General features: G+C 69.8%; 14 protein-coding genes and 1 tRNA gene. 9 read left to right on the top strand and 6 right to left on the bottom strand.

The genetic code is table 11. The features are described from left to right. Nucleotides 1-18 precede the first annotated feature (18 nt). The 6 genes from ACH5A8_RS11065 to ACH5A8_RS11040 all read right to left on the bottom strand — a co-directional run bounded on the left by ACH5A8_RS11065 (nt 19) and on the right by ACH5A8_RS11040 (nt 6,139). On the bottom strand, nt 19-1,503 hold the full coding sequence (locus tag ACH5A8_RS11065; RefSeq protein WP_399000360.1) for a peptidoglycan D,D-transpeptidase FtsI family protein: 1,485 nt from the start codon (nt 1,501-1,503) through the stop codon (nt 19-21). Next, nucleotides 1,500-2,939, bottom strand: coding sequence for an FtsW/RodA/SpoVE family cell cycle protein (locus ACH5A8_RS11060; RefSeq protein ID WP_399000357.1), 1,440 nt, complete (start codon nt 2,937-2,939; stop codon nt 1,500-1,502). Before ACH5A8_RS11060 ends, ACH5A8_RS11065 begins: the two co-directional genes overlap by 4 nt. 27 nt (nt 2,940-2,966) lie before the next feature. Continuing rightward, a complete protein-coding gene (locus tag ACH5A8_RS11055) occupies nt 2,967-4,511 on the bottom strand; it encodes a Stp1/IreP family PP2C-type Ser/Thr phosphatase (protein WP_399000667.1) in 1,545 nt (514 codons plus the stop codon). A 140-nt stretch (nt 4,512-4,651) separates the two neighbouring features. After that, entirely contained in the window at nt 4,652-5,179 is a 528-nt protein-coding gene (locus ACH5A8_RS11050) for an FHA domain-containing protein (RefSeq protein WP_399000355.1), read from the bottom strand. A 10-nt stretch (nt 5,180-5,189) separates the two neighbouring features. After that, the gene (locus tag ACH5A8_RS11045; RefSeq protein ID WP_399000353.1) at nt 5,190-6,029 is read right to left on the bottom strand and encodes an FhaA domain-containing protein; all 840 of its coding nucleotides are present in this window, start codon (nt 6,027-6,029) and stop codon (nt 5,190-5,192) included. Next, entirely contained in the window at nt 6,017-6,139 is a 123-nt protein-coding gene (locus ACH5A8_RS11040) for a hypothetical protein (protein ID WP_399000351.1), read from the bottom strand. Before ACH5A8_RS11040 ends, ACH5A8_RS11045 begins: the two co-directional genes overlap by 13 nt. 487 nt (nt 6,140-6,626) lie before the next feature. On the opposite strand from ACH5A8_RS11040, the gene ACH5A8_RS11035 reads away from it, so the two are divergent. From ACH5A8_RS11035 to ACH5A8_RS10995, 9 genes are all read left to right on the top strand, one after another. Beyond that, nucleotides 6,627-6,710 (top strand) — tRNA-Leu (locus ACH5A8_RS11035). Nucleotides 6,711-7,627: 917 nt separating this feature from the next. Continuing rightward, nucleotides 7,628-8,515, top strand: a complete 888-nt coding sequence (locus tag ACH5A8_RS11030) for a TauD/TfdA dioxygenase family protein (protein ID WP_399000349.1) — start codon at nt 7,628-7,630, stop codon at nt 8,513-8,515. A 40-nt stretch (nt 8,516-8,555) separates the two neighbouring features. Beyond that, nucleotides 8,556-9,758 (top strand): cytochrome P450, encoded by a 1,203-nt coding sequence (locus ACH5A8_RS11025; protein ID WP_399000348.1) that lies wholly within the window; start codon nt 8,556-8,558, stop codon nt 9,756-9,758. 2 nt (nt 9,759-9,760) lie between these two features. Beyond that, nucleotides 9,761-10,981, top strand: a complete 1,221-nt coding sequence (locus ACH5A8_RS11020; protein WP_399000346.1) for a cytochrome P450 — start codon at nt 9,761-9,763, stop codon at nt 10,979-10,981. Nucleotides 10,982-11,003: 22 nt separating this feature from the next. Beyond that, the gene (locus ACH5A8_RS11015; RefSeq protein WP_399000344.1) at nt 11,004-11,579 is read left to right on the top strand and encodes an FcoT family thioesterase; all 576 of its coding nucleotides are present in this window, start codon (nt 11,004-11,006) and stop codon (nt 11,577-11,579) included. A gap of 7 nt (nt 11,580-11,586) precedes the next feature. Then, entirely contained in the window at nt 11,587-11,988 is a 402-nt protein-coding gene (locus tag ACH5A8_RS11010) for an acyl carrier protein (protein WP_399000342.1), read from the top strand. 68 nt (nt 11,989-12,056) lie between these two features. Beyond that, nucleotides 12,057-18,485, top strand: a complete 6,429-nt coding sequence (locus ACH5A8_RS11005) for an SDR family NAD(P)-dependent oxidoreductase (protein WP_399000339.1) — start codon at nt 12,057-12,059, stop codon at nt 18,483-18,485. 4 nt (nt 18,486-18,489) lie between these two features. Beyond that, the gene (locus ACH5A8_RS11000) at nt 18,490-19,947 is read left to right on the top strand and encodes a polyketide synthase (RefSeq protein ID WP_399000337.1); all 1,458 of its coding nucleotides are present in this window, start codon (nt 18,490-18,492) and stop codon (nt 19,945-19,947) included. 46 nt (nt 19,948-19,993) lie between these two features. Continuing rightward, nucleotides 19,994-21,565, top strand: a complete 1,572-nt coding sequence (locus ACH5A8_RS10995) for a fatty acid--CoA ligase (RefSeq protein ID WP_399000335.1) — start codon at nt 19,994-19,996, stop codon at nt 21,563-21,565. The last annotated feature ends 5 nt before the right edge of the window (nt 21,566-21,570 follow it).

Raw genomic sequence — 21,570 nt, 5'->3', positions numbered from 1 at the left:
AAGGGGGCGTGACGGGGGTCACTTCTTGGAGTTGATGACCGCCTTCATGACGTTCTTGGCGATGGGGGCCGCGAGGCCGCCGCCGGAGATGTCGTCGCGGTTGGCGTTCTCGTCCTCGACGACCACCGCGACCGCCACCGGCGCGCTGCCGTCGCTGGTCTTGGCGTAGGAGATGAACCAGGCGTACGGCTTGCCGGCGTTGTTGACGCCGTGCTGCGCGGTACCGGTCTTGCCGCCCACGGTGATCCCGTCGCCCATCTGCGCGCTCTTGCCCGTGCCGTCCTTGACGACGGTCTCCATCATGGACTGCAGGATCTGGGCGTTCTTCGAGGACAGCGGCCGGCTCATCTCCTCGGGCTGGGTCTGCTCCAGCGTGTCGAGGTTCGGCGACTGGAGCTTGTCCACCATGTACGGCTTCATCAGCTTGCCGTCGTTGGCGACCGCCGAGGCGACCATGGCCATCTGCAGCGGGGTCGCGGCGGTGTTGAACTGGCCGATCGAGGACTGCGCGACCTGCGAGGCGTCCATGCCCTTGGAGAAGACCGAGGCGTTGGAGCGGACCGGGGTGAACTGCTCGCTGTTGAAGCCGAACTTCTCTGCCTCGGCGCGCATCTTGTCGTTGCCGAGGGTGGCGCCGATCTTGCCGAACACGGTGTTGCAGGACCACCGCAGCGCCTCGCGCATGCTGGCGTTCTTGCAGGGGATGTTGCCCTCGTTGGGCAGCGGGGTGGTGGTGCCCGGCATGATCCACGGGTCCGGCGAGTCGGTGTGCTCCTCGGCGTTGGCGTACAGGCCGTTCTCCAGGGCCGCGGCCGCGGTGACCACCTTGAAGGTGGAGCCCGGCGGATAGGTCTCGCGCAGCGCCCGGTTGAGCGTCGGGTCGCTGGGGTCGTTCTCCTTCAGCAGCTTGTTCCGCGCCTCGCCGTCCTTGTTGGAGGCGCCGGCGAACGACGAGGGGTCGTAGGAGGGGTAGGAGGCCAGCGCGAGGATCTTGCCGGTGGACGGCTCCAGGGCGACGACGGCCCCCTTGCCGTGACCCTCCAGGCCCTCGTACGCCGCCTTCTGCGCGGCCGCGTTGAGCGTGGTGACGACGTTGCCGCCCTGCTTCGGCTTGCCCGTGATCATGTCCAGGGTGTTGCGGAAGAAGAGCCGGTCGTCGTTGCCGGTGAGGATGCCGTCGTCGATGTTCTCCAGCTGGGTGGCGCCGAAGGCCTGCGAGGCGTAGCCGGTGACGGGCGCCCACATGGGGCCGTTCTTGTACGTCCGCTTGTACTTCAGGTCGTTGAGACCGTTGCTCTTGGTCTCCACCGACCCGGTGATCGGGGAGCCGCCGACGATGATGTCGCCGCGCGGCACCGAGTAGCGGGCGATGGTGACGCGGCGGTTGAGCTCGTCGTTCTTCAGGCTGTCGGCCTTGGCGTACTGGAGCCAGTTGTCGCGGATGAGCAGCGTGAGGACCAGTAGTCCACAGAAGATCGCGATCCGGCGCAGGGGCTTGTTCACGGGCGGACCACCTGGGTCATCTCGGCGTCTGGGTCGGCGGCGGGGGCGGGCGCGGGGCGTCTGGCTGTGTCACTGATCCGGATCAGGATGCCGATGAGCGCCCAGTTGGCCAGCACCGACGAACCACCGTAGGCCATGAACGGCATCGTCATGCCGGTCAGCGGGATGAGACCCATGACACCGCCGGACACCACGAAGACCTGGAGCGCGAAGGCGCCGGACAGGCCGACGGCGAGCAGCTTGCCGAACGGGTCGCGGGCGGCCAGCGCGGTGCGCACGCCGCGCTCCGCGATCAGGGCGTAGACCAGCAGGATGGCCATGACACCGGCCAGGCCCAGCTCCTCGCCGAAGGTGGCGAGGATGAAGTCGGAGTTGGCGGCGAACCGGATCAGGTCGGAGTGGCCCTGGCCCCAGCCGCTGCCGAGGGTGCCGCCGGAGCCGAAGGCCCACAGCGCCTGCATCGACTGCTCGGAGTGGCCGAGGACGCCCTGCTGGCTGAGCTTGTACTCGTGGAGCGGGTCGAGCCAGGCCTGGACGCGCTGGTGGACGTGCGGCTCGATGGAGCCGACGCCGACGGCGCCGGCCGCGGACATCAGCAGACCGAAGACGATCCAGCTGGTCCGCTCGGTGGCCACGTACAGCATGATCACGAACATGCCGAAGAACAGCAGCGAGGTGCCGAGGTCCGTCTCGAAGACCAGGATGAGGATCGAGAGCACCCAGACGACCAGGATCGGACCGAGGTCGCGGCCGCGGGGCAGGTAGAGGCCCATGAAGCGGCGGCTGGCCAGGGCGAGCGCGTCCCGCTTCACCATGAGGTAGCCGGCGAAGAAGACCGCCAGGGCGATCTTGGCGAACTCGCCGGGCTGCAGTGAGCCGAGGCCCGGGATGTTGATCCAGATCTTGGCGCCGTAGATGTTGGCCCCGAGACCCGGGACCAGCGGCAGGATCAGCAGGATCAGCGCGGAGAACATGGAGATGTACGTGTAGCGCTGCAGGACGCGGTGGTCCTTGAGGAAGATCAGCACGACGACGAACAGGGCGATGCCCAGCGCGGTGTACAGCAGCTGCCGGGGCGCCGCCTGGAAGTAGTTGGGCAGTGACTGGAGCAGCTTCGACTGGTCCAGCCGCCAGATGCACACCAGCCCGAGCCCGTTGAGCAGCGTGGCCAGCGGCAGCAGCAGGGGGTCCGCGTACGGCGCGAACTTGCGTACGGCCAGGTGTGCGACGCCGGCCAGCAGGCCGAGCCCGAGTCCGTAGCTCAGCAGGCCCGAGGGCACGTGGTCGTCGATGGCGAGGCCCACGTTGGCATAGGCGAACACCGGGATGACGACGGCGAAGACCAGCAGCGCGAGCTCGGTGTTGCGCCGGCTCGGCGCGCCGATGGCGCCGATCGTGGACGTGTGGTGCGTCGGCGAGTTGGAAGTACTGCTCATCGTGTGACAGGGCCTCTCACGGCTTGCCTACTGCTTACCGCACGCCGAGACGACCTTCTGCTCTTCCTCCGAGAGAGTGGGGCCGGGGCTGGGTGTGGACGCGGTCGCGGACGTGGACGGAGACGGGGACGACGGGGACTTCGACGTCGACGGGTTCGGCGCCGGTGTCGCCTTGGACGTGAAGGCGGTGCGGGTGGTTCCCGTGGTGCTGCTCGCCTTGCCCGGTCCCGGCTTGGCGCCGCTCGGGGTCTTGGCGGCCTGGCGCTCGGCCTCCTTGCGGCACGCGGAGGCCTGCACGGACAGATCGTCGATCTTCTTGCGGGCCTCCTGAAGGCTGCCCTCGGGGATCGTCGCCTCGACCTGCTTCTGCTGGTAGGCCGGCAGGTCCGTGAGTCTGATCTCCGGGTGCTCCGTCTGCACCTTGGAGAGCTTCACCCAGGCGAGGTCCTGGCTGATGCCGCGGTAGAGGGCGACGTGGTCGTCGTGGGCGCCGACGTAGTACTGCGTCTGCGTCCAGCGGTAGCCGCCGTAGAGTCCGCCGCCGATGACGGCGAGGGCGAGCACGCTGTAGAGGGACACCTTCAGCCAGCGCCGGCCCTTGCGCGGCTTGACGAAGTCGTCGTCGCCGTAGCCGGCGAAGCCGCCGGTGGGGACGTAGCCGGTGGTGTCGCCGGAGCCGGGCGGGCCGAACTCGCCGCCGCCCTGGCCGGGCACCTGGCGGCCGAGGCCGGAGGCGCGGCCGGCCGGGGTCTGCATGATGCCGTTGTCGTGCAGGTGGTTCTGGTTCTCGGCGACCGCGCCCACCACGACCGGGGTGTCGGAGAGCTGCCCGGCGAGGGTGTCGCCGGTGTCCAGGTCGAGGACGTCGGCGATGATCACCGTGATGTTGTCGGGGCCGCCGCCGCGCAGCGCGAGCTGGATCAGCTCCTGCACGGTCTCCTGCGGGCCCTGGTAGCTGGCGAGGGTCTCCTCCATCGTCTGGTGGGAGACGACGCCGCTGAGGCCGTCGGAGCAGATCAGGTAGCGGTCGCCGGCGCGGACCTCGCGCACGGACAGGTCGGGCTCGACGTGCTCGCTGCTGCCGAGGGCGCGCATCAGGAGGGCGCGCTGCGGATGGGTGCTGGCCTCCTCCTCGGTGATGCGTCCCTCGTCGACCAGGCGCTGCACCCAGGTGTGGTCCTGCGTGATCTGGGTGAGCACGCCGTCGCGCAGCAGGTAGGCGCGCGAGTCGCCGACGTGCACGAGACCGAGTCGCTGGCCGGTCCACAGCAGGGCGGTGAGCGTGGTGCCCATGCCCTCCAGCTGGGGGTCCTCCTCGACCATGGCGCGCAGCTGGTCGTTGGCGCGCTGCACGGCGGTGCCGAGCGAGGTGAGGATGTCGGAGCCGGGGACGTCGTCGTCGAGGGCGACGATGGTGGAGATCACCTCGGAGGAGGCGACCTCGCCGGCGGCCTGGCCGCCCATGCCGTCGGCGATCGCGAGCAGCCGGGGCCCGGCGTAGCCGGAGTCCTCGTTGCCCTCGCGGATCATGCCCTTGTGCGATCCGGCGGCGAAGCGCAGTGACAGACTCATGCGCACCTCGCCCGTCGGCTCGGGGTACAGCCGATCGTGTCGAGCCACACTGCCCACCCTCCGGTCGGGAGCGCGCCGGGGCCCCGGGTGCCGGCCGCCGCTGCGTGCTCGCTCCGCTCGCGCTCATTCATGACGTAGCACTACTTCCGCAGCTCGATGACGGTCTTGCCGATGCGGATCGGCGCGCCCAGCGGGATCGGCGTGGGGGTCGTCAGCCTCGACCGGTCCAGGTAGGTGCCGTTGGTGGATCCGAGGTCCTCGACGATCCACTGGCCGTCGCGGTCCGGGTAGATCCTGGCATGGCGGCTGGAGGCGTAGTCGTCGTCCAGCACGATGGTGGAGTCGTGCGCGCGGCCCAGGGTGATGGTCTGGCCCTGCAGCGCGACGGTGGTGCCGGTGAGGGTGCCTTCGGTCACCACGAGCTTGGTGGGGGCGTTGCGGCGCTGCCGGCCGCCGCCCTGCTGGCCGCGCTGCTGCGGTGGCTGCGCGGTCTGCCGTGCGGTCTGCCGTGCGGTCTGCTGGGGCCGTGCGGCCTCCCGGCGGGACCCCCGCTGGGTGACGCGCGTACCGAACAGGTCGCTGCGGATGACCTGCACGGCCACGATCACGAACAGCCACAGTACGGCCAGGAAACCCAGCCGCATGACCGTGAGGGTCAGCTCTGACATTGCCCCCGGTTCACCCTTCGGCTTGCCTATAGATAACGGTGGTGCTGCCCACGACGATCCGCGAGCCGTCGCGGAGCGTAGCGCGGGTGGTGTGCTGCCCGTCCACCACGATGCCGTTGGTGGACCCGAGATCCGCGATCGTCGAGGGCGTTCCGGTCCGGATCTCACAGTGCCGGCGGGAGACGCCGGGGTCGTCGATCCGCACGTCGGCGTCGGTGCTGCGGCCCAGCACCAGCGTCGGGCGGGAGATCTGATGGCGGGTGCCGTTGATCTCGATCCAGTAGCGGGTGCGGCCGCCGGCCTGCGGGGGCTGCGGGTAGCCGTACCCGCCGGGGCGGGCGGCGGCGGGCGGCGGCGCGGCCGGCATGGGGGGCGCGGCGGCGGGCGGGTAGCCGTAGCCGCCGGGGGTGGCCGGGCGGGCGGGCGGCGCGGCGGGCTGGGCCGGCGGCGGGCCCTGGGGCGCCTGCTGGCTGCTGGAGGAGGCCAGGGTGCGGCTGCGCACCCGGTACAGGCCGGTGTCCAGGTCGTCGGCCTTCTCCAGATGGACCTTGATCGGGCCCATGAAGGTGTAACGCTGCTGCTTGGCGTAGTCGCGCACCATGCCGGCGAGCTCGTCGCCGAGCTGGCCCGAGTAGGGGCTGAGGCGCTCGTAGTCGGGCGCGCTCAGCTCCACGATGAAGTCGTTGGGCACGACGGTGCGCTCGCGGTTCCAGATGGTCGCGTTGTTGTCGCACTCGCGCTGCAGCGCACCCGCGATCTCCACGGGCTGGACCTCGGACTTGAAGACCTTGGCGAAGGTGCCGTTGACCAGACCTTCGAGACGCTGCTCGAACTTCTTCAGGACTCCCATGGGGCACCTCCTCCGTGGTGGCCGTCGCTGTGGTTCTTGCCGGTGTTGCGGTTCGTGCCGTCGTGCTGCTGCGTACTGCTTACCTGGTACTGCTTACTGATCGTATCCACGCGCCGGTGAATCGGCTGGTTCCCCCTGTCGGCCCCGTCGACGGTTGTCGACGTCTCCCGCACCGGGGGTGCGGGAGCTGTCTTGCGACGTTCCCCGCGGAGCCCGTCGCCGAACTCCTCCGAGCACCGCCGTGCCGTACTTCCCTGCCGTACTTCTGCCCAGGATCGTACGGGCGGCCGCAGACCAGTGTCCCGCACCCGGCTGTGGTCCCGGCCCGCTCCAGGGGAGACGGGCCCGACCGGTACGAGGTTGATACGTGAACGGACACGGGCTGATACGGAACGGCGGCCTCCGGGCGTCCGGCGCGTCGGAGCGGGGCGGGGAGTCCCCGGGCCGGCCGGAGCGGCGCCGTCCGGCCGGGTCGGCCCGCCGGGTCCCTGCCCGGGGAAAGCGATGTGAATCCACCCTGGGAGGCGTGCTAATGTTCTGCATGTCGGAAGGCGCCGGGCCCGAAAAGAAGGGACGGAGCCGGAGGACACACCCAATGCGCGGGTGGCGGAATAGGCAGACGCGCTGGATTCAGGTTCCAGTGCCCGCAAGGGCGTGGGGGTTCAACTCCCCCCTCGCGCACCGTCGAAACGGGCTCATCGTGATCACGATGAGCCCGTTTCGCTATGCCCGTTCGGACCGGGTGCGGTGTGATGCTGCTTACCTGCATGACCGCCCGGCGGCCGACGAGCCGAGGGCGGTCGGTCGTCGTGGTCGCCGGTCCTCGATGACCTTTTGAGTGTGGGCAGTCTCACTCATCAGTCCCGTCCTTTTGGCTCGGTGATGTAGCTCTGGGGCGCGGGTGCCCAGTGGCTCGCTCTTGCGGCGGCAGTGGTCGGCGCAGGGTCCGGCCGCCGTGGAGGGCGAGGGAGCCGGCCTGCACGCCGAGCCGGCGGACGCCCGACGGCGGATGTGCCCACGCCCGTCGGACCGACCGGCACCGACCTGTACGGCGGTCGGCGGAAGGCCAGGTCGTCGAGGCGGGGCCGGACGCCGTGGCGGATCTCGGCCGACGAGTGGCCGCCGATCTCGACGCATCTGTTCGCCCGGAGGCCCCTGAGGGCATCGGCCGGCCGGGCGTCCAGCCCGTGATCCGATGTGCCCGCCCCTGGAACGGGGCCGAAAAGCCCCTGGACGACTGGTTACCGACTGGTTAGAAGGCGGCTGCCGACCGGCTGCGTCCTGGCGCGAGACGTCCGGAGACCGGGGCCGACGCGTGGGACCCGTCCGCCTGCCGATGCTCGCTCCCGCCGGCACCGACCCGTCTTCGCAGGCCCCCACCAGGACCGGAGTCGTGGAATCCCGCATTCTGCCCGATGCGGCCGTCGGGTCCGCGATCTGTCCACCGGCAGCCCGCGAAGCGAAATGCTCCCCACCGGTTGAGGTGACGGCCATGGCGAAAAGTCCCCGTTAAGTAGGTCTTTAGTGTTGCGGGTTAGCGTTGTCGCGGGCATGAGCTTGCCGATGAATGTTCGTTTTCAGCCAACGGGGAGAATGAATTGAAAATCACTCGACAGGCCGGTGAGAAGATGGGGGCAGTGGTCGAGGACTTCGACCTGGCCACTGCTTCGGACGAGGACTTCGAGGAACTCAAGGCCCGGACCTACCGCGACAAGATCCTGGTGCTCAAGAACCAGGACCTCTCGCCCGAGCAATTCCTCGAACTCGGCCGGAGGCTCGGTACGCCCGAGGTCTACTACGAGCCGATGTACCAGCACCCCGACGTGAAGGAAGTATTCGTCTCCTCCAACGTGAGCGACGGAGACAAGCAGATCGGGGTCCCGAAGACGGGCAAGTTCTGGCATGCCGACTATATGTTCATGCCGAATCCCTTCGGGCTCACGCTGATCTATCCCCAGGTCATACCGAAGAAGAACCGCGGAACCTACTTCATCGACATGGGGAAGGCCTACGAGAAGCTCTCTGACGAGCTGAAGTCCATTCTCGCCGACGCGGTGGCGGTGCAGAGCGTGCGCCGGTACTTCAAGATCCGTCCGACCGACGTGTACCGCCCGATATCCGAGATCCTCGACGAGATCGAGGCCAAGACGCCGGCGTCGCCGCATCCGGCGGTCTTCAAGCATCCGGGGACCGGCGAGCAGATCCTCTACATCAGCGAGGGATTCACCGCCGAACTCCAGGACGCCGACGGCAACCGGCTCGACGACTCGGTCCTGCGGGACGCGCTGGAGGCCGTGGGCCAACTGGACCCGGCGTGCGAGCACGAGAACCTCCACCTCCAGACCTTCGACAAGGGAGACCTGCTGCTCTGGGACAACCGCAGCCTCGTGCACCGTGCGTTGCACACGGCGACGCCGGAGCCCGCCGTCTCGTACCGCGTCACCGTGCACGACCACCTCCCGTTCTACGAGGGCATCTCCGCCTGACCAGCCTGTTCTCGCACCTCACGACCGAGAAGGAGTCGTCATGACCACAGTGCCGCCGGCCCCCGAACATCCGAACCCGTTCGATGAGGCGTTCTTCAAGGACCCGTATCCGACCTACGCCGAGTTGCACAAGACGGGCGCGCCCCTGCACCGGGTGTCCCTGTCGGACGGCAATGACGTCTGGCTCATCACCGGCTACGAGGAGGCCAGCGAGGCGCTCAAGGACCGCCGCCTGGTCCGTAACCGCCGGCACGCCGGTCCCGACTACCAGAGCGAGATCCTGCCCGAGATCGTCCGCTCCGGGAACCTGCACATGGAGGACGGGCAGATCCACACCCGCCTGCGCCGCTTCATGAACTTCGCCTTCACCCCGAAGCGCGTCGCGGCGATGGTGCCCCGGATCGAGCAGGTCACCAAGGAGCTGCTCGACGCCATGGAGGCCAACGGCGGCGGCGACATCATGGACGGCCTGGCCGCGCCGCTCCCGATCGCGATGACCACCGGCATCCTCGGTGTGCCTGACGACCAGCGGGGGGAGTTCCGCTACTGGAGCGACGAGCTCCTCGGCGGCGCGCCCCAGCGCGCCCGGCAGGCCGCCGAGCAGCTGCTCGTCTACGTGCAGGGGCTCATCGACCTCAAGCGCCGCGAACCGGCCGACGACCTGATCTCGTACTGGGTCTCGGTCAAGGACGACGAGGGCCAGCCGCTGACCGATCAGGAAATGATCGGCATGACCTTCTTCCTGCTGCTCGGCGGCTACGACACGACGGTCGGTCAGATCGGCGCCTCCGTGCTCGCGCTGCTCAAGTACCCGGAGAAGGCCGCCGCGATGCGCGACAACCCGGAGATCATCCCGGACGCGGTCGAGGAGCTGATGCGCTGGGACGGCTCGACGCACAGCGGCATCCGGCGGTTCGCGGCCGAGGACGTGGAGGTCGGTGGCGAGACCATCCGCGCCGGCGACTGCGTGCTGATCTCGCTCGGCGCGGCCAACCGCTGCCCGATGCGTTTCGCCGACCCCGACAAGCTGGACTTCGAGCGCGAACAGAACTGGCAGCTCGGCTTCGGCCGGGGCCCGCACCACTGCCCGGGCAAGGAGCTCGCCCGCCACGAGCTGCGCATCGCGCTGGGGGAACTGGTCCGCCGCTTCCCGAACATGTCGCTGGCCGTACCCGAGGACAAGGTCGTCTGGCGCCCGTCGTACCTGATCCGGGTTCCGTACGAGCTGCCGGTCAGGTTCTGAGCGTGACGACGACACCGGATGCTCCGCAGGCGCCCCGCTGCCCGTTCAGCGGGGTGAGAACCCCCTTCGACGCCGCCTACTTCGCGGACCCGTACGCGACGTACCGTCGTCTGCACACCGAGGGCCCGGTCCACCGGATCAAGACACCCGAGGGCTACGACGCCTGGCTGGTCACCCGCTACACCGATGTGCACCGACTGCTGGGAGACCAGCGGCTGGTGCGCCACGTGCGGCACGCCAAGGGCGACTACTACCGCTTCCCGCTGCCCGTCGAGTTCTCACGGTCGCTGGTCCGCGAGGACCCGCCCGTGCACACGCGGCTGCGCCGGTACATGAACCTGGCGTTCGCGCCGAAGCGGGTGCGGCCCCTGCGCCCCCGTGTCGAGGCGGTCACCGACGAGCTCATCACCGCGCTCGGGGACAGCGGCGAGACGGACCTGATGGCCAGCCTCGCCATGCCGCTGCCCATCACGATCATCGCGGAGATGTTGGACGTCTCGGCCAAGGAGCAGGCGGACTTCCGCCGTTGGGCCGACGCGCTCGTGGGCGTGGACCAGGAGGCGCTGCGCAAGGGCGGCATCAGCATGCTGCACTGCCTCTCCCGGCTGGTCGAGCTCAAGCGGAAGGAACCGAGCGACGACATCTGGAACGACTGGATCCGGGGTTTTCAGGGGCAGGAGGAGCCGCTGGAGACCGACGAGCTGCTGGGCCTCGGCTTCATGGTCCTGCTCGGCGGTTACGACCCCACCGCCGGCGTCATCGGCTCGGCCGTCGTGCGGCTGCTGGAGGAGCCGGATCTGGCGCGGCGGCTACGCGAGCAGCCGGAGCTGATGCCGTCGGCCGTGGAGGAGTTCCTTCGCCTGCACGGCGCCAGCCACACCGCCGCGCGGCGGTTCGCCGCCGAGGACGTCGAGGTCGGCGGGACGACCATTCCGGCCGGATCCGCCGTGTTCCTGTCGCTCAGTGCGGCCAACCGCGATCCGGAGAAATTCGAGGACCCCGAGGTCTTCCAGCTGGACCGGTCGCCCAACCGCCACGTCGCCCTCGGGCAGGGGCCGCACTTCTGCTCCGGGGCCGAACTCGCCCGGATGGAGATCACGGCGGCTCTGGAGGCCGTGCTGCACCGCCTTCCGAACCTCCGGCTGGCGGTACCGGCGGAAGAACTCAGGCTGCGGCCCGGGTACTCCATCCGGTCTCTCGAAAAGCTGCCTGTCACGTACTGATCTCATCCTGGGGGGAAATGAGATGCCGACCCTGTCCCAGCCGTCGACGCCGGTGACCGAGTTCGCCACCGACGAGGAGCTGCTCGAGCAGGTGCTGAAGCCGTACCGGCTCAACTGCCAGTACCTCAAGTCCGCGGTGGTGAAGCTGACCGACCGCGCCGGAGAGGCGGGACGGGTGTCGGCGTCCTGCGAGTTCGAGATCCCCGAGTCCTGCTACATCGACGACACCGGGCATTTCAACTCGGTCGAATTCAACATCTGTTACAACCAGATGATGTATTACGTGATCGCCAAGGCGGTCAAGGAGCGGCTCCTGGAGCCGCTGTCCTCCTGGAGCATGGCCGACTACTGGTCGCGTCAGCTCGCCGACTTCCTCATCACCGATTTCCGCAGCGCCTTCCGGCGTGCGATGCGCGGTGGGAAGTTCGCCGGCGAGATCGAGATCCTCGATCTCGCCGAATGGGAGGGGGACGACCTGCACGAGGCGCTGCTGGTCGCGCAGACCTCCTGCCGTTACTGGGACGAGAACGGCGGCAACTGCCACGGCGAAGTCCGCATAGCCATCACCAACCCGGTCAGTGACCAGAATCGATCCTGAGGCACTCATGACGACGACCACGCCACTGGTTGAGCAGCTGCGCGCCCTTTCCCGGCCCGAGCGGCGTTCCCGGGTCGAGGAGCTGGCGCGCACCGAGCTCCGGACCGCGCTGCTGATGTCCGAGGGCGAAGACGTTCCGCTGGACCAGAACTACTTCGACCTGGGCCTGACCTCGCTGCGTGTCACCGAGATCAAGCAGCGTCTGGAGGCACAGCTCGGCTGTGCCATCGACACGGGCGTGCTCTTCGCGGTACCGACCCTGGGCCGCCTCGTGGAATACCTGCAGAACGAGATCCTCCCGAAGCTGACCGGGGAGTCGACGGCATCGGAGGAAAAGGCCGCCGGCACCGTGCCGGCCGGCCGCAAGGCGCTGGTCACCGACCTGCTGAACGACCTGTACCAAGACTGAACGCACACCTGGCCTGACCAACGAACTATTCCGGGGGGCGCGCGCTGCCTCTGGAGCGGAGGACCACCATGTCGAATCGGCGCCCAGGCGTGCAGGAAGAACTGGACGCTGCCCGCGAGGCACTCGAGGAACAACGGCGCGTGCTCCGGGAGTTGCTGCTCGAGAAGCACGAGCCCATCGCGATCGTGGGCGTCGGGATGCGGTTCCCCGGCGGGAACTCCACGCTGCCGGGCTTCGCCGAATTCCTCGAGCAGGGCCGGTCGGGCACGGGGCCGATCCCCGAGGACCGCTGGGACGTGGAGGGCTTCTCCTCGGGCGGTCAGGATGTGAAGGGGAAGATCCGCACGTTCGCCGGCGGATTCCTCGACCGGGTGGACCGGTTCGACCCGCAGTTCTTCAACATCTCCCCGAAGGAAGCGCAGTACATCGATCCGCAGCAGCGGATCGCGCTGGAGACGGCGTGGGAAGCCCTGGAAGAAGCGGGCATCGACCCGCACAGCCTGCGGGACAGCAACGGCGGCGTGTACGTCGGCGTCTCCACCGTCGACTACACGATCGAGGCGGACGCCCTCGCATACGAGGAGCTGGACGCCAACATAGGCACCGGCACGGCGCACTCCGCCGTACCCGGCCGGATCTCGTACTTCCTCGGCTGGCGAGGACCGAGCATGGCCGTGGACACCGCCTGCTCCGCCTCCCTGGTGACCCTGCACCTGGCCGCCGAGGGCCTGCGCCGCGGAGAGTGCGACATCGCGCTCGCCGGCGGCGTGAACGTGATCCACCACCCGCGCAACCACATCGTCTTCTCGCAGGCGAACATGCTCTCCGTCGACGGCGAGTGCAAGACCTTCGACTCCTCCGCCGACGGTTACAGCCGCAGCGAGGGCTGTGGCATGGTCGTGCTCAAGCGGCTCACGGACGCCAAGCGCGACGGCGACCGCGTGCTGGCGCTGGTCCGCGGTTCCGCCGTGCGCCAGGACGGCGAGAGCGGCGGCCTGACCGTGCCCAACGGCTCCGCTCAGGAGATGGTCATCCGCGCCGCGCTCGACAACGCGGTGCTGGATCCCGCGGACATCCAGTACGTCGAGGCGCACGGCACCGGCACCTCGCTGGGTGATCCCATCGAGATGGGAGCCATCCAGTCCGTCTTCGCCACGTCGCACTCGAAGGCGGAGCCGATCGTCGTCGGCTCGCTGAAGACCAACGTCGGCCACATGGAAGCGGCGGCCGGCATCGGCGGTGTGATCAAGGCGGCGCTGCAACTGCACGGCGGGCGGATCTTCCCGCACTTGAACATGGCGGCGCCCTCGGAGCACATCCCGTGGCACGACTACTGCGTCGAGGTGCCGGTCGAGGGCCGGCCATGGAAGGCGGACACCCGCCGCGCCATCGTCAACTCCTTCGGCTTCGCGGGCACCATCGCGTGTGCCGTCCTGGAACAGGCCCCCGTCTACACCCCCGCCGAACCGTCGGTGACCGACGGGGGGCACGTCTTCACTCTCTCGGCGAAGAACGAGAAGGCGCTGGCGCTCCAGACGGAGCGGTACCGCGCGCACCTCGCCGCGCACCCGGACCTGGACCTGGCCGATGTCTGCTACACCAGCAACGTGGCCCGCGCCCACTTCGGCAGCCGGCTGGTGGGCGTGGTGCGCGACACCGAAGAGCTGTCCGCGCTGCTCGGCAGCACCCCCACCGCCGGCCCCGACCTGAGCAGGACCGCCTTCCTCTTCACCGGCCAGGGCTCTCAGTACGCGGGCATGGGCAGGCCGCTCTACGACGCCTACCCGGTGTTCCGGGAACACCTGGACACCTGCGACCGGCTCTTCGAGACGCGTATCGGGCGGTCCGTCAAGGCGCTGGTCCTCGGTGACGCCGAGGATCCGGAGGCGATCGACCAGACCTGCTTCACCCAGCCCGCGCTGTTCGCCCTGGAGTACGCCACCGCACAGCTCTGGCTGAGCTGGGGCGTCCGGCCGAGCGTCCTGATCGGCCACAGCATCGGCGAGGTGGTCGCGGCGACCGTGGCCGGACTCCTCACGCTGGAGGACGGGGTCCGGCTGGTCGCGGCCAGGGCCCGGCTGATGCAGTCCGTGACCGCGCCCGGCGCGATGGTCGCCGTGGAGGCCGCGGAGAACGAGGTCGCTCCCCTCCTGGAGGCCTACGAGGACGTCACCTTCGGGGCCTTCAACGCGCCCGGTCACTGCGTTGTCTCCGGCGGTGCGGACTCCGTCGCGGCCATCACCGGCCGGCTCGAGGAGCGCGGTCTGCGTACCAGGCGGCTCGCGGTGTCGCACGCCTTCCACTCGCCGCTGATGGCCGAGGTCTTCGAGGCCTTCCGCGAGGAGATCCAGGACATCACCTTCCGGGAACCCGAGTTCACCCTGATCTCCAACATCTCCGGCAGCGTCGCCGACGTCGCCGAGATGTCCTCCCCCGACTACTGGGTGCGGCACATCGCGGAGCCCGTCGACTTCCAGGCGGGCATGGCCGCCATCGGCGCCCGCGGCCGACACGTCTTCATCGAGGTGGGCCCCTCGGCGACCCTCCTCGGACTGGGCAAGCGCATCCTGGACGCCAAGGAGCATCTCTGGCTGCGGAGCTCGGCGAAGGGCGACGCGGACGCCTCGGTCATCCGGGCCTCGGTGGCCGAGTGCTACGCCGCCGGGCTGCGGATCGACTGGAAGGGCTACCACCAGGGGCGCGGCGGACGGCGCACCGCGCTGCCGACGTACGCCTTCGACACCAAGCGGTACTGGCTGCCCATCACCGGCGACCGGCACTCCAAGAAGCGCGTGGTCGACGCCTCCCGGGCGCACCACCCGCTGCTCGGCGCCGAGGTGAGCACCGCCGAGCAACTCCAGGAGGGGATACGCGAGTTCTCCGCCGAGATCGGTCCCGACCAGCCGTCGTACCTGGTCGATCACGTCATCATGGGACAGACGGTGTTCCCCGGCGCCGGTTACGTCGAGATCCTGCTCGCCCTGCAGGACGCGGTGTACGGCGAGAGCGGCCGCCTCCTGGAGGACGTGGCGATCCACGAGCCGCTGATCCTCTCGGACGAGCAGCGCACCGAGCTCCGTACGCGGTCGCGGGAGCTTCCCGGCGGCGGCGCCGAGGTCGAGATCCTCAGCCGGACAGCCGACAACGCCATCGAGCGCAGCCATGTCACCGCCCGGATCGGGGTGGAGTACACCCTGCTTCCGAAGCTGCGGGAGGTCGCGGCGGAGCTGGAGGAGAAGGCGGCGGCCGAGGGCCATCCGTCGACGCCCCGCCGCCCTGACGACCTGTACGCGGAGTTCGCCGACCTCGGGCTCGAGTACGGGCCGGAGTTCCAGCGCATCGAGCACATCGCGCGCCAGGGCGACAGCGTCTCCGTCGCCCGGCTGCGCGGCCGGGCGGCGCACGCGCTGGAGCACCTGCCGCCGGTGGTGCTCGACAACGTCACCCAGTCGCTGGCCGGGGTGCTGGACAACGGCAACACCTATCTGCCGGTCGGCTTCGGCCGCTTCCAGCTGCTGAAGAAGCCCAAGAGCGACGAGCTGGTCAGCCATGTGCGGCTGACCAGCGAGGAGAACGCCGACGGCGAGATGACCGCCGACATGCTCCTGACGGAGCACGGCCGGCCGGTGTTCGTCGTGCACGGCTTCCGGCTGAAGAAGGTCACCGCGGCCGCGGGCGCCCCGCGCCGGCAGCTGTTCCACGAGCCGCGCTGGGTGAAGCGCTCCTTGGTCCGCCAGGGTGGCGGGGGCGAGCGGCGCATCCTGGTGGTCGGCCGGGACGAGGCCGCCTTCGAGTCCGTACGCGAACACCTCGTCGCGAGCGGCGCCTCGCTGACGTTCGCGCCGGACACGAAGACGGCCGCCACACTGCTGGGCGAGCGGCCCACCGACGTCTGCTGGTTCTGGCGGACCACCCCGGGCCCGGTCGACGCCGAGCGCCTGCGGTCCGAGTGCGAGGCCAACTACCGCGCGCTGCTGGACCTCCTGGCGGCGCTCGAGAAGGCGGCGTTCGGACGCGACCAGCGGCTGTGGCTGGTCACCGAGGGAGCCCAGCGGCTGCCCGGTGACCTCCCCGGCCGGCCAGGCCGCGCCTCGGAGGTGTCGCCCGCCGCGACCCTGTGGGGCTTCGGTCTCACGCTGTGGAACGAGTACCCCGCCTACCAGCCCACCCTGATCGACCTTCCCGTCGGCGGCGACAGCAAGGCCCTCGCCGACGAGCTGCTGACCACCGAGCCGGACGAGTACCAGGTGGCCTTCCGCGACGGCAACCGGCATGTGCGCCGGATCTACCGCGCCGACCCGGCCGGTACGCATGACGCCAACTTCGAGCTCGCCATCACCGAGTTCGGGGAGTTCTCCAACGTCCGGCCGGTACCCATCGAGGATGTGGCGCCCGAGGGCGACCAGATCCAGGTCCAGGTGCACGCGGCGGGCCTGAACTTCAAGGACGTGCTCAACGTGCTCGGGCTGCTCAAGGCCCACGCGGAGGAGAGCGGCACCGAGTACCAGCCGCTCGACCTCGGCTTCGAGGGCGCCGGCACGGTGGTCGCGGCCGGCCCGGACGCCGAGTTCCGCCCCGGCGAGGAAGTGCTGCTCAGCCATCTCGGCTGCATGAAGCGGCGCGTCACCGTGCCGTCGGCGATGGCGGTGCGCAAGCCCGCCAACATCGGCTTCGCCGAGGCGGCCGGACTGGCCACCGCCTATGTCACCGCCTACTACGCGCTGCACGACCTGGCCGGCATCAAGCAGGGCGACACGGTCCTCATCCACGCGGCGGCCGGCGGCGTGGGCCAGGCCGCGGTGCAGCTGGCCAAGCTCGCGGGCGCCGAGATCATCGCCACCGCCAGCCCGCGCAAGCAGGAGCTGCTGCGCGCCCAGGGCATCGAGCACGTCTTCAACTCGCGCACCCTGGAGTTCGCCGACCAGGTTCTGGAGGTCACCGGCGGCAACGGCGTCGACATCGTCCTGAACAGCCTGAACAAGGACTACATCACGGCCGGCATGAAGGCGCTCGGCGAGGGCGGCCGGTTCGTGGAGCTCGGCAAGATCGGCATCTGGTCGGCCGAGCAGGCACGTGCGGCACGGCCGGACGTGGAGTACCACAACTTCGATCTCAGCGAGTTCGACGAGGAGGAGCTGCAGAAGGTCAACAAGGGCATCCTCCAGACGGTGGCCGGGCTGCTCTCCGAGGCCGCGGTGCGGCCGCTCCCGACGACCGCCTACACCCTGGACGAGATCGAGGAGGCGTTCGCGGTCCTCAGCCGCGGAGCCAACGTCGGCAAACTGGTGATCAGCTTCGAACAGGAGGACGGCTTCCGGGAGCGGCCGGTCACCATCACGGCCGACCGCTCGTACGTGATCACCGGCGGCATGGGCGCCCTGGGGCTGGTGATGGCGCAGAAGCTCGTCGACCTCGGTGCCCGGGACCTCGTCCTGGTCGGCCGGCGGGCCGTCCCGGAGGCGGACGCCGCGGCGCTCGCCGCCGAGCTGGGCGAGGGCGTGCACGTCCGCACGCTGCGGTGCGATGTGGCCTCGGCCGGTGACGTCCAGCGGCTCGTCGACTTCGTGGCGGACGGGGCGCACCCGCTGGGCGGCGTCCTGCACACGGCCGGCGTCCTCGCCGACATGCCGATCTCCTCCCTCTCCTGGGAGAGCATCGACAAGGTCTTCCAGCCCAAGGTCTACGGAACCTGGCACCTGCACGAGGCGCTGCGCGGCCTTCCGGACGAGCCGTTCTTCGTCGGCTTCTCCTCGATCGCCTCGGTGGTCGGGTCGACCGCGCAGGGCAACTACGCGGCGGGCAACGCGTTCATCGACGCGCTCATGCAGTGGCGCGGAGCGCAGGACCTGCCGGGCCTGAGCATCGGCTGGGGCCCCTGGGCCGAGGTGGGCATGGCCGCGGAGCTGAGCGAGCAGCTGGTCCGCAGCATCGAGTCGCAGGGCATGAGGTTCCTCAAGCCCGCCGACGGCACCCGCTCGATGTTCAAGGCGCTCGGGAAGCCCGCCGCGCACCTGATGATCGGCGAGTTCGACTGGGATCGCTTCGTCTCGGGCCGCCCGGCGGCCAACGCCTTCTACCGTGAGGTGGCCGGAGCCGGCGGCGCCGGTGTCCGCACCGTCGACCTGGACGCGCTGCGCGCCCTGCCGAAGTCCGAACGGATCTCCCGCGTCAACGAGCTGGTCCGTGCCCGGATCGCGGGGCTGCTCCACTTCGAGGGGCCCGACGACGTCGGCGTCAACGCGAAGTTCCTCGAACTGGGCCTGGACTCGCTCAGCGCGGTGGAACTGAAGAACAGCCTCGAAGCGGCCCTCCAGGTGCCGCTGTCCTCCGCGATCGTCTTCGACCACCCGTCGATCGGTCTGCTCACCGAGTACCTGGAGCGGCAGCTCGTACCGCAGACGGCGGCCGAGGACGAGCGGCCCGCGGGCGATGACGATGTGGCGGCGCTCACCGACGCCGAGGCCGACGCCGAGCTCGCCGCGCTGATGGAGCTGTGACCCGTTGAAGGACTACATCGAGTCGTTGCAGGGGCTCTCCAAGTCACAGCTGGTGCTCCTGCTGGCGCGGCAGCGTCGGCAGGAGACCGAGCGGATCGCCGTCGTCGGCATGGCGTGCCGGTTCCCCGGCGGCATCGACGGCCCTCAGCAGTACTGGGAGGCGCTGCGCACGGGCCGCAGCGTCCTCACCGAGCGGGGTGGTGTCCCGAAGGACTCCACCGGGCGTCCCCGGTGGAACGTGGCGGCGCCGGACCTGGCGCCGCTGGCCGACCTGCTCGCCCAGGGCGCCTATCTCGACGCCGTCGACCTCTTCGACGCCGAGCGCTTCGGCATCCCGGACGAGGAGGCGCGGTTCATGGACCCGCAGCAGCGGCTGCTGCTGACCTGTGCCGCCGAGGCGCTGGAGGACGCGGCGGCGTTCGACCGGGCGGAGACCCGGGTGGGCGTCTTCGCCGGGGTGAGCACGGTGGAGTACAGCTTCGCCGCGCTCCGCAACGGCCTGGGCGTCGAGGGGCTCTCCCCGTACATGGGCACCGGTGGGGCGCTCAGCGCGACGGCCGCCCGGGTCGCCACCGGGCTCGGCCTCAACGGTCCGGTGCTCACCATCGACACCGCGTGCTCCTCCGCCCTGACCGCCGCCCACCTGGCCACGTCGGCGCTGCGCCGCGGCGAGTGCGACGTCGCGATCGTCGGCGCCTGCCACCTGACGCTCGCGCCCTTCACGGCGGGCGTCTTCGAGCGGGCGGGGATGCTCTCGCCCACCGGACGCAGCCGTCCCTTCGACAGCGAGGCGGACGGCCATGTCCGGGGCGAGGGCTGCGGGGTGCTCGTGCTCAAGCGCGAGCGTGACGCGCAGGCCGCCGGCGACCGGCCGTACGCGCTGATCAAGGGCAGCAGCGTCTACCAGCACGGGGACCGGCCGGCGATGGCGGCCGTCTCGTCCGTGGCGCAGCGCCGGGTGATGGCGCAGGCGCTGCGGGACGCCGCCGTCGATCCGCATCAGGTGCAGTACATCGAGGCACAGGCCAACGGCTCGAAGCTGGGCGGGGTGATCGAGGCGGAGGCGATCGCCGAGACGTACCGGCGTGCCACGGGCGAGGCGCCGCCGCTGTACCTGGGCTCGGCCAAGGCCAACCTCGGTTACCTGGAGACGGCCTCCGGGGCCGCCGGGCTGATCAAGACCGCGCTCGCCCTGCGGCACCGGGTCATCCCGCCGCAGCCGGGGATCGACGTCCCTGACCCGGCGGTGCCGTGGGACCGCACCGGCCTCCGGCTGCCCCGCACGGCCGTGCCGTGGCCCGTGGCCGAGTCCCCGATGGCGGGGGTGAGTTCGTTCGGCTTCACCGGCACCAACGCGCACGTGCTGATGGAAGGGGGAGAGGACCTGGAGCCCCGGCCCGCGCCGCGCGGCACGGCGGCCCGGGGACGCCGCCACTGGCCCGACGACAACATCTGGAACTGACCCGGCAGCGCCGCGAAGTCCGGCAACGAGCAAGCGAGGAGCAGCGATGTACTTTCCGAACCTGCGGACGCTCGACGCGAGCGTGGCCTTCCACGCCGGGCGCCGCCCGGACCACCCGGCCGTGCTGTGCGAGGGACGGACCGTCACGTACGGCGAGCTGCGCCGGCGCAGCAACCGCGTGGCGCACGCGCTGTGTGCGGCCGGAGTGTCGGATCACGCCAGGATCGGCTATCTCGGCAAGGAGTCGGAGCACTACTACGAGGTGCTCTTCGCCTGCGCCAAGACCGGAACGGTCCTGGTGCCCATCAACTGGCGACTGACCGTCGGTGAGGTGGACCACATCCTGCGGGATTCCCGGACGGAACTCCTCTTCGTGGAGGAGGAGTTCCGCGCGCTCGCCGAGAAGGCGATCACGTCACTGGCCCACCGGGTCCAGGTCGTCGTCGTGGACCGCGAGGGCGACGCGGGCGCGGGCATCCTCGGCTGGGCCGCCGGTCACCCGGACACGGATCCGGACCGGTCCGCGCACGAGGACGACCCGGTCGCACAGCTGTACACCAGCGGAACGACCGGGCTGCCCAAGGGAGTCGTGCTCGCCCACCGCAGCTTCTTCAAGGTGCGGGACGCGCTGGCGTCCGAGGGACTGTCCTGGATCGACTGGCGGGAAGGCGACGTGAGCCTCATCGGCATCCCCGGCTTCCACGTCGGCGGGCTGTGGTGGGCCACCCAGGGCTTCAACGCCGGCATCACCAACGTCGCCATGCGGATGTTCATCAGCGGTGAGGCGGTACGGCGGATCCGTGAGCTCGGCATCACCACGGCGTGCGTAGTGCCCTCGATGCTGCAGATGCTGCTCAGCGAGCCGGACGCGACCAACGAGGACTTCGCGTCCCTGCGCAAGGTGGTCTACGGCGGTTCACCGATCTCCGAGCGGCTCCTGGAGCAGGCCGTGGAACGGATCGGCTGTGACTTCGCGCAGATCTACGGGCTCACCGAGACGGGCAACACCGCGGTGTGCCTGCCTCCCCACGAGCACGTCGTCGGCGGCCCGCGGATGCAGGCGGCCGGCCGGCCGTACCCCGGCTTCGAGGTCAGGATCGTGGACCGTGACGGCAACCGTCTCGAGGGACGCTCCGTGGGCGAGGTGTGCCTGCGCACGCCCGCGCACATGGTCGAGTACTGGGGGCTGTCCGAAGCCACCGCGAGCACCCTGGTGGATGGCTGGATCATGACGGGCGATGCCGGCTACCTCGACGAAGAGGGGTATCTGTTCGTCTGTGACCGGATCAAGGACACGATCATCGTCGGGGGGGAGAACGTCTACCCGGCCGAGATCGAGAACGCACTGACCAAGCACGAGGCGGTCCTGGAGGCCGCCGTGGTCGGCGTGCCCGACGAGCGGTGGGGGGAGGCGGTTCGGGCGTTCGTGGTCACGCGTCCCGGGACGACCGCGACGCCGCGGGAGCTGATGATGTCGCTGAAGGGGAGGATCGCGGACTTCAAGATCCCCACGGGATACGAGTTCATCGACGCGCTTCCCCGGAACCCCAGCGGCAAGATCCTCCGCCGAGAGCTGCGAGACAGGTACTGGCAGGGGCAGCGTCGCATGGTCAATTAGGCGTG

The organism is Streptomyces sp. NPDC018610 (assembly GCF_044391765.1).
Taxonomy (GTDB): Bacteria; Actinomycetota; Actinomycetes; order Streptomycetales; family Streptomycetaceae; genus Streptomyces.
Note: the sequence above shows the minus strand (reverse complement) of the source record. Positions and strands in the feature narration are given on the sequence as shown.

What these genes read in the sequence shown, in the direction of transcription:
- ACH5A8_RS11025 (WP_399000348.1), top strand. Translation starts at nt 8,556, where the DNA reads ATGACCACAGTGCCGCCGGCCCCCGAACATCCGAACCCGTTCGATGAG.
- ACH5A8_RS11050 (WP_399000355.1), bottom strand. Translation starts at nt 5,179, where the DNA reads ATGTCAGAGCTGACCCTCACGGTCATGCGGCTGGGTTTCCTGGCCGTA.
- ACH5A8_RS11005 (WP_399000339.1), top strand. Translation starts at nt 12,057, where the DNA reads ATGTCGAATCGGCGCCCAGGCGTGCAGGAAGAACTGGACGCTGCCCGC.
- ACH5A8_RS10995 (WP_399000335.1), top strand. Translation starts at nt 19,994, where the DNA reads ATGTACTTTCCGAACCTGCGGACGCTCGACGCGAGCGTGGCCTTCCAC.
- ACH5A8_RS11055 (WP_399000667.1), bottom strand. Translation starts at nt 4,511, where the DNA reads ATGAGTCTGTCACTGCGCTTCGCCGCCGGATCGCACAAGGGCATGATC.
- ACH5A8_RS11015 (WP_399000344.1), top strand. Translation starts at nt 11,004, where the DNA reads ATGCCGACCCTGTCCCAGCCGTCGACGCCGGTGACCGAGTTCGCCACC.
- ACH5A8_RS11045 (WP_399000353.1), bottom strand. Translation starts at nt 6,029, where the DNA reads ATGGGAGTCCTGAAGAAGTTCGAGCAGCGTCTCGAAGGTCTGGTCAAC.
- ACH5A8_RS11060 (WP_399000357.1), bottom strand. Translation starts at nt 2,939, where the DNA reads ATGAGCAGTACTTCCAACTCGCCGACGCACCACACGTCCACGATCGGC.
- ACH5A8_RS11010 (WP_399000342.1), top strand. Translation starts at nt 11,587, where the DNA reads ATGACGACGACCACGCCACTGGTTGAGCAGCTGCGCGCCCTTTCCCGG.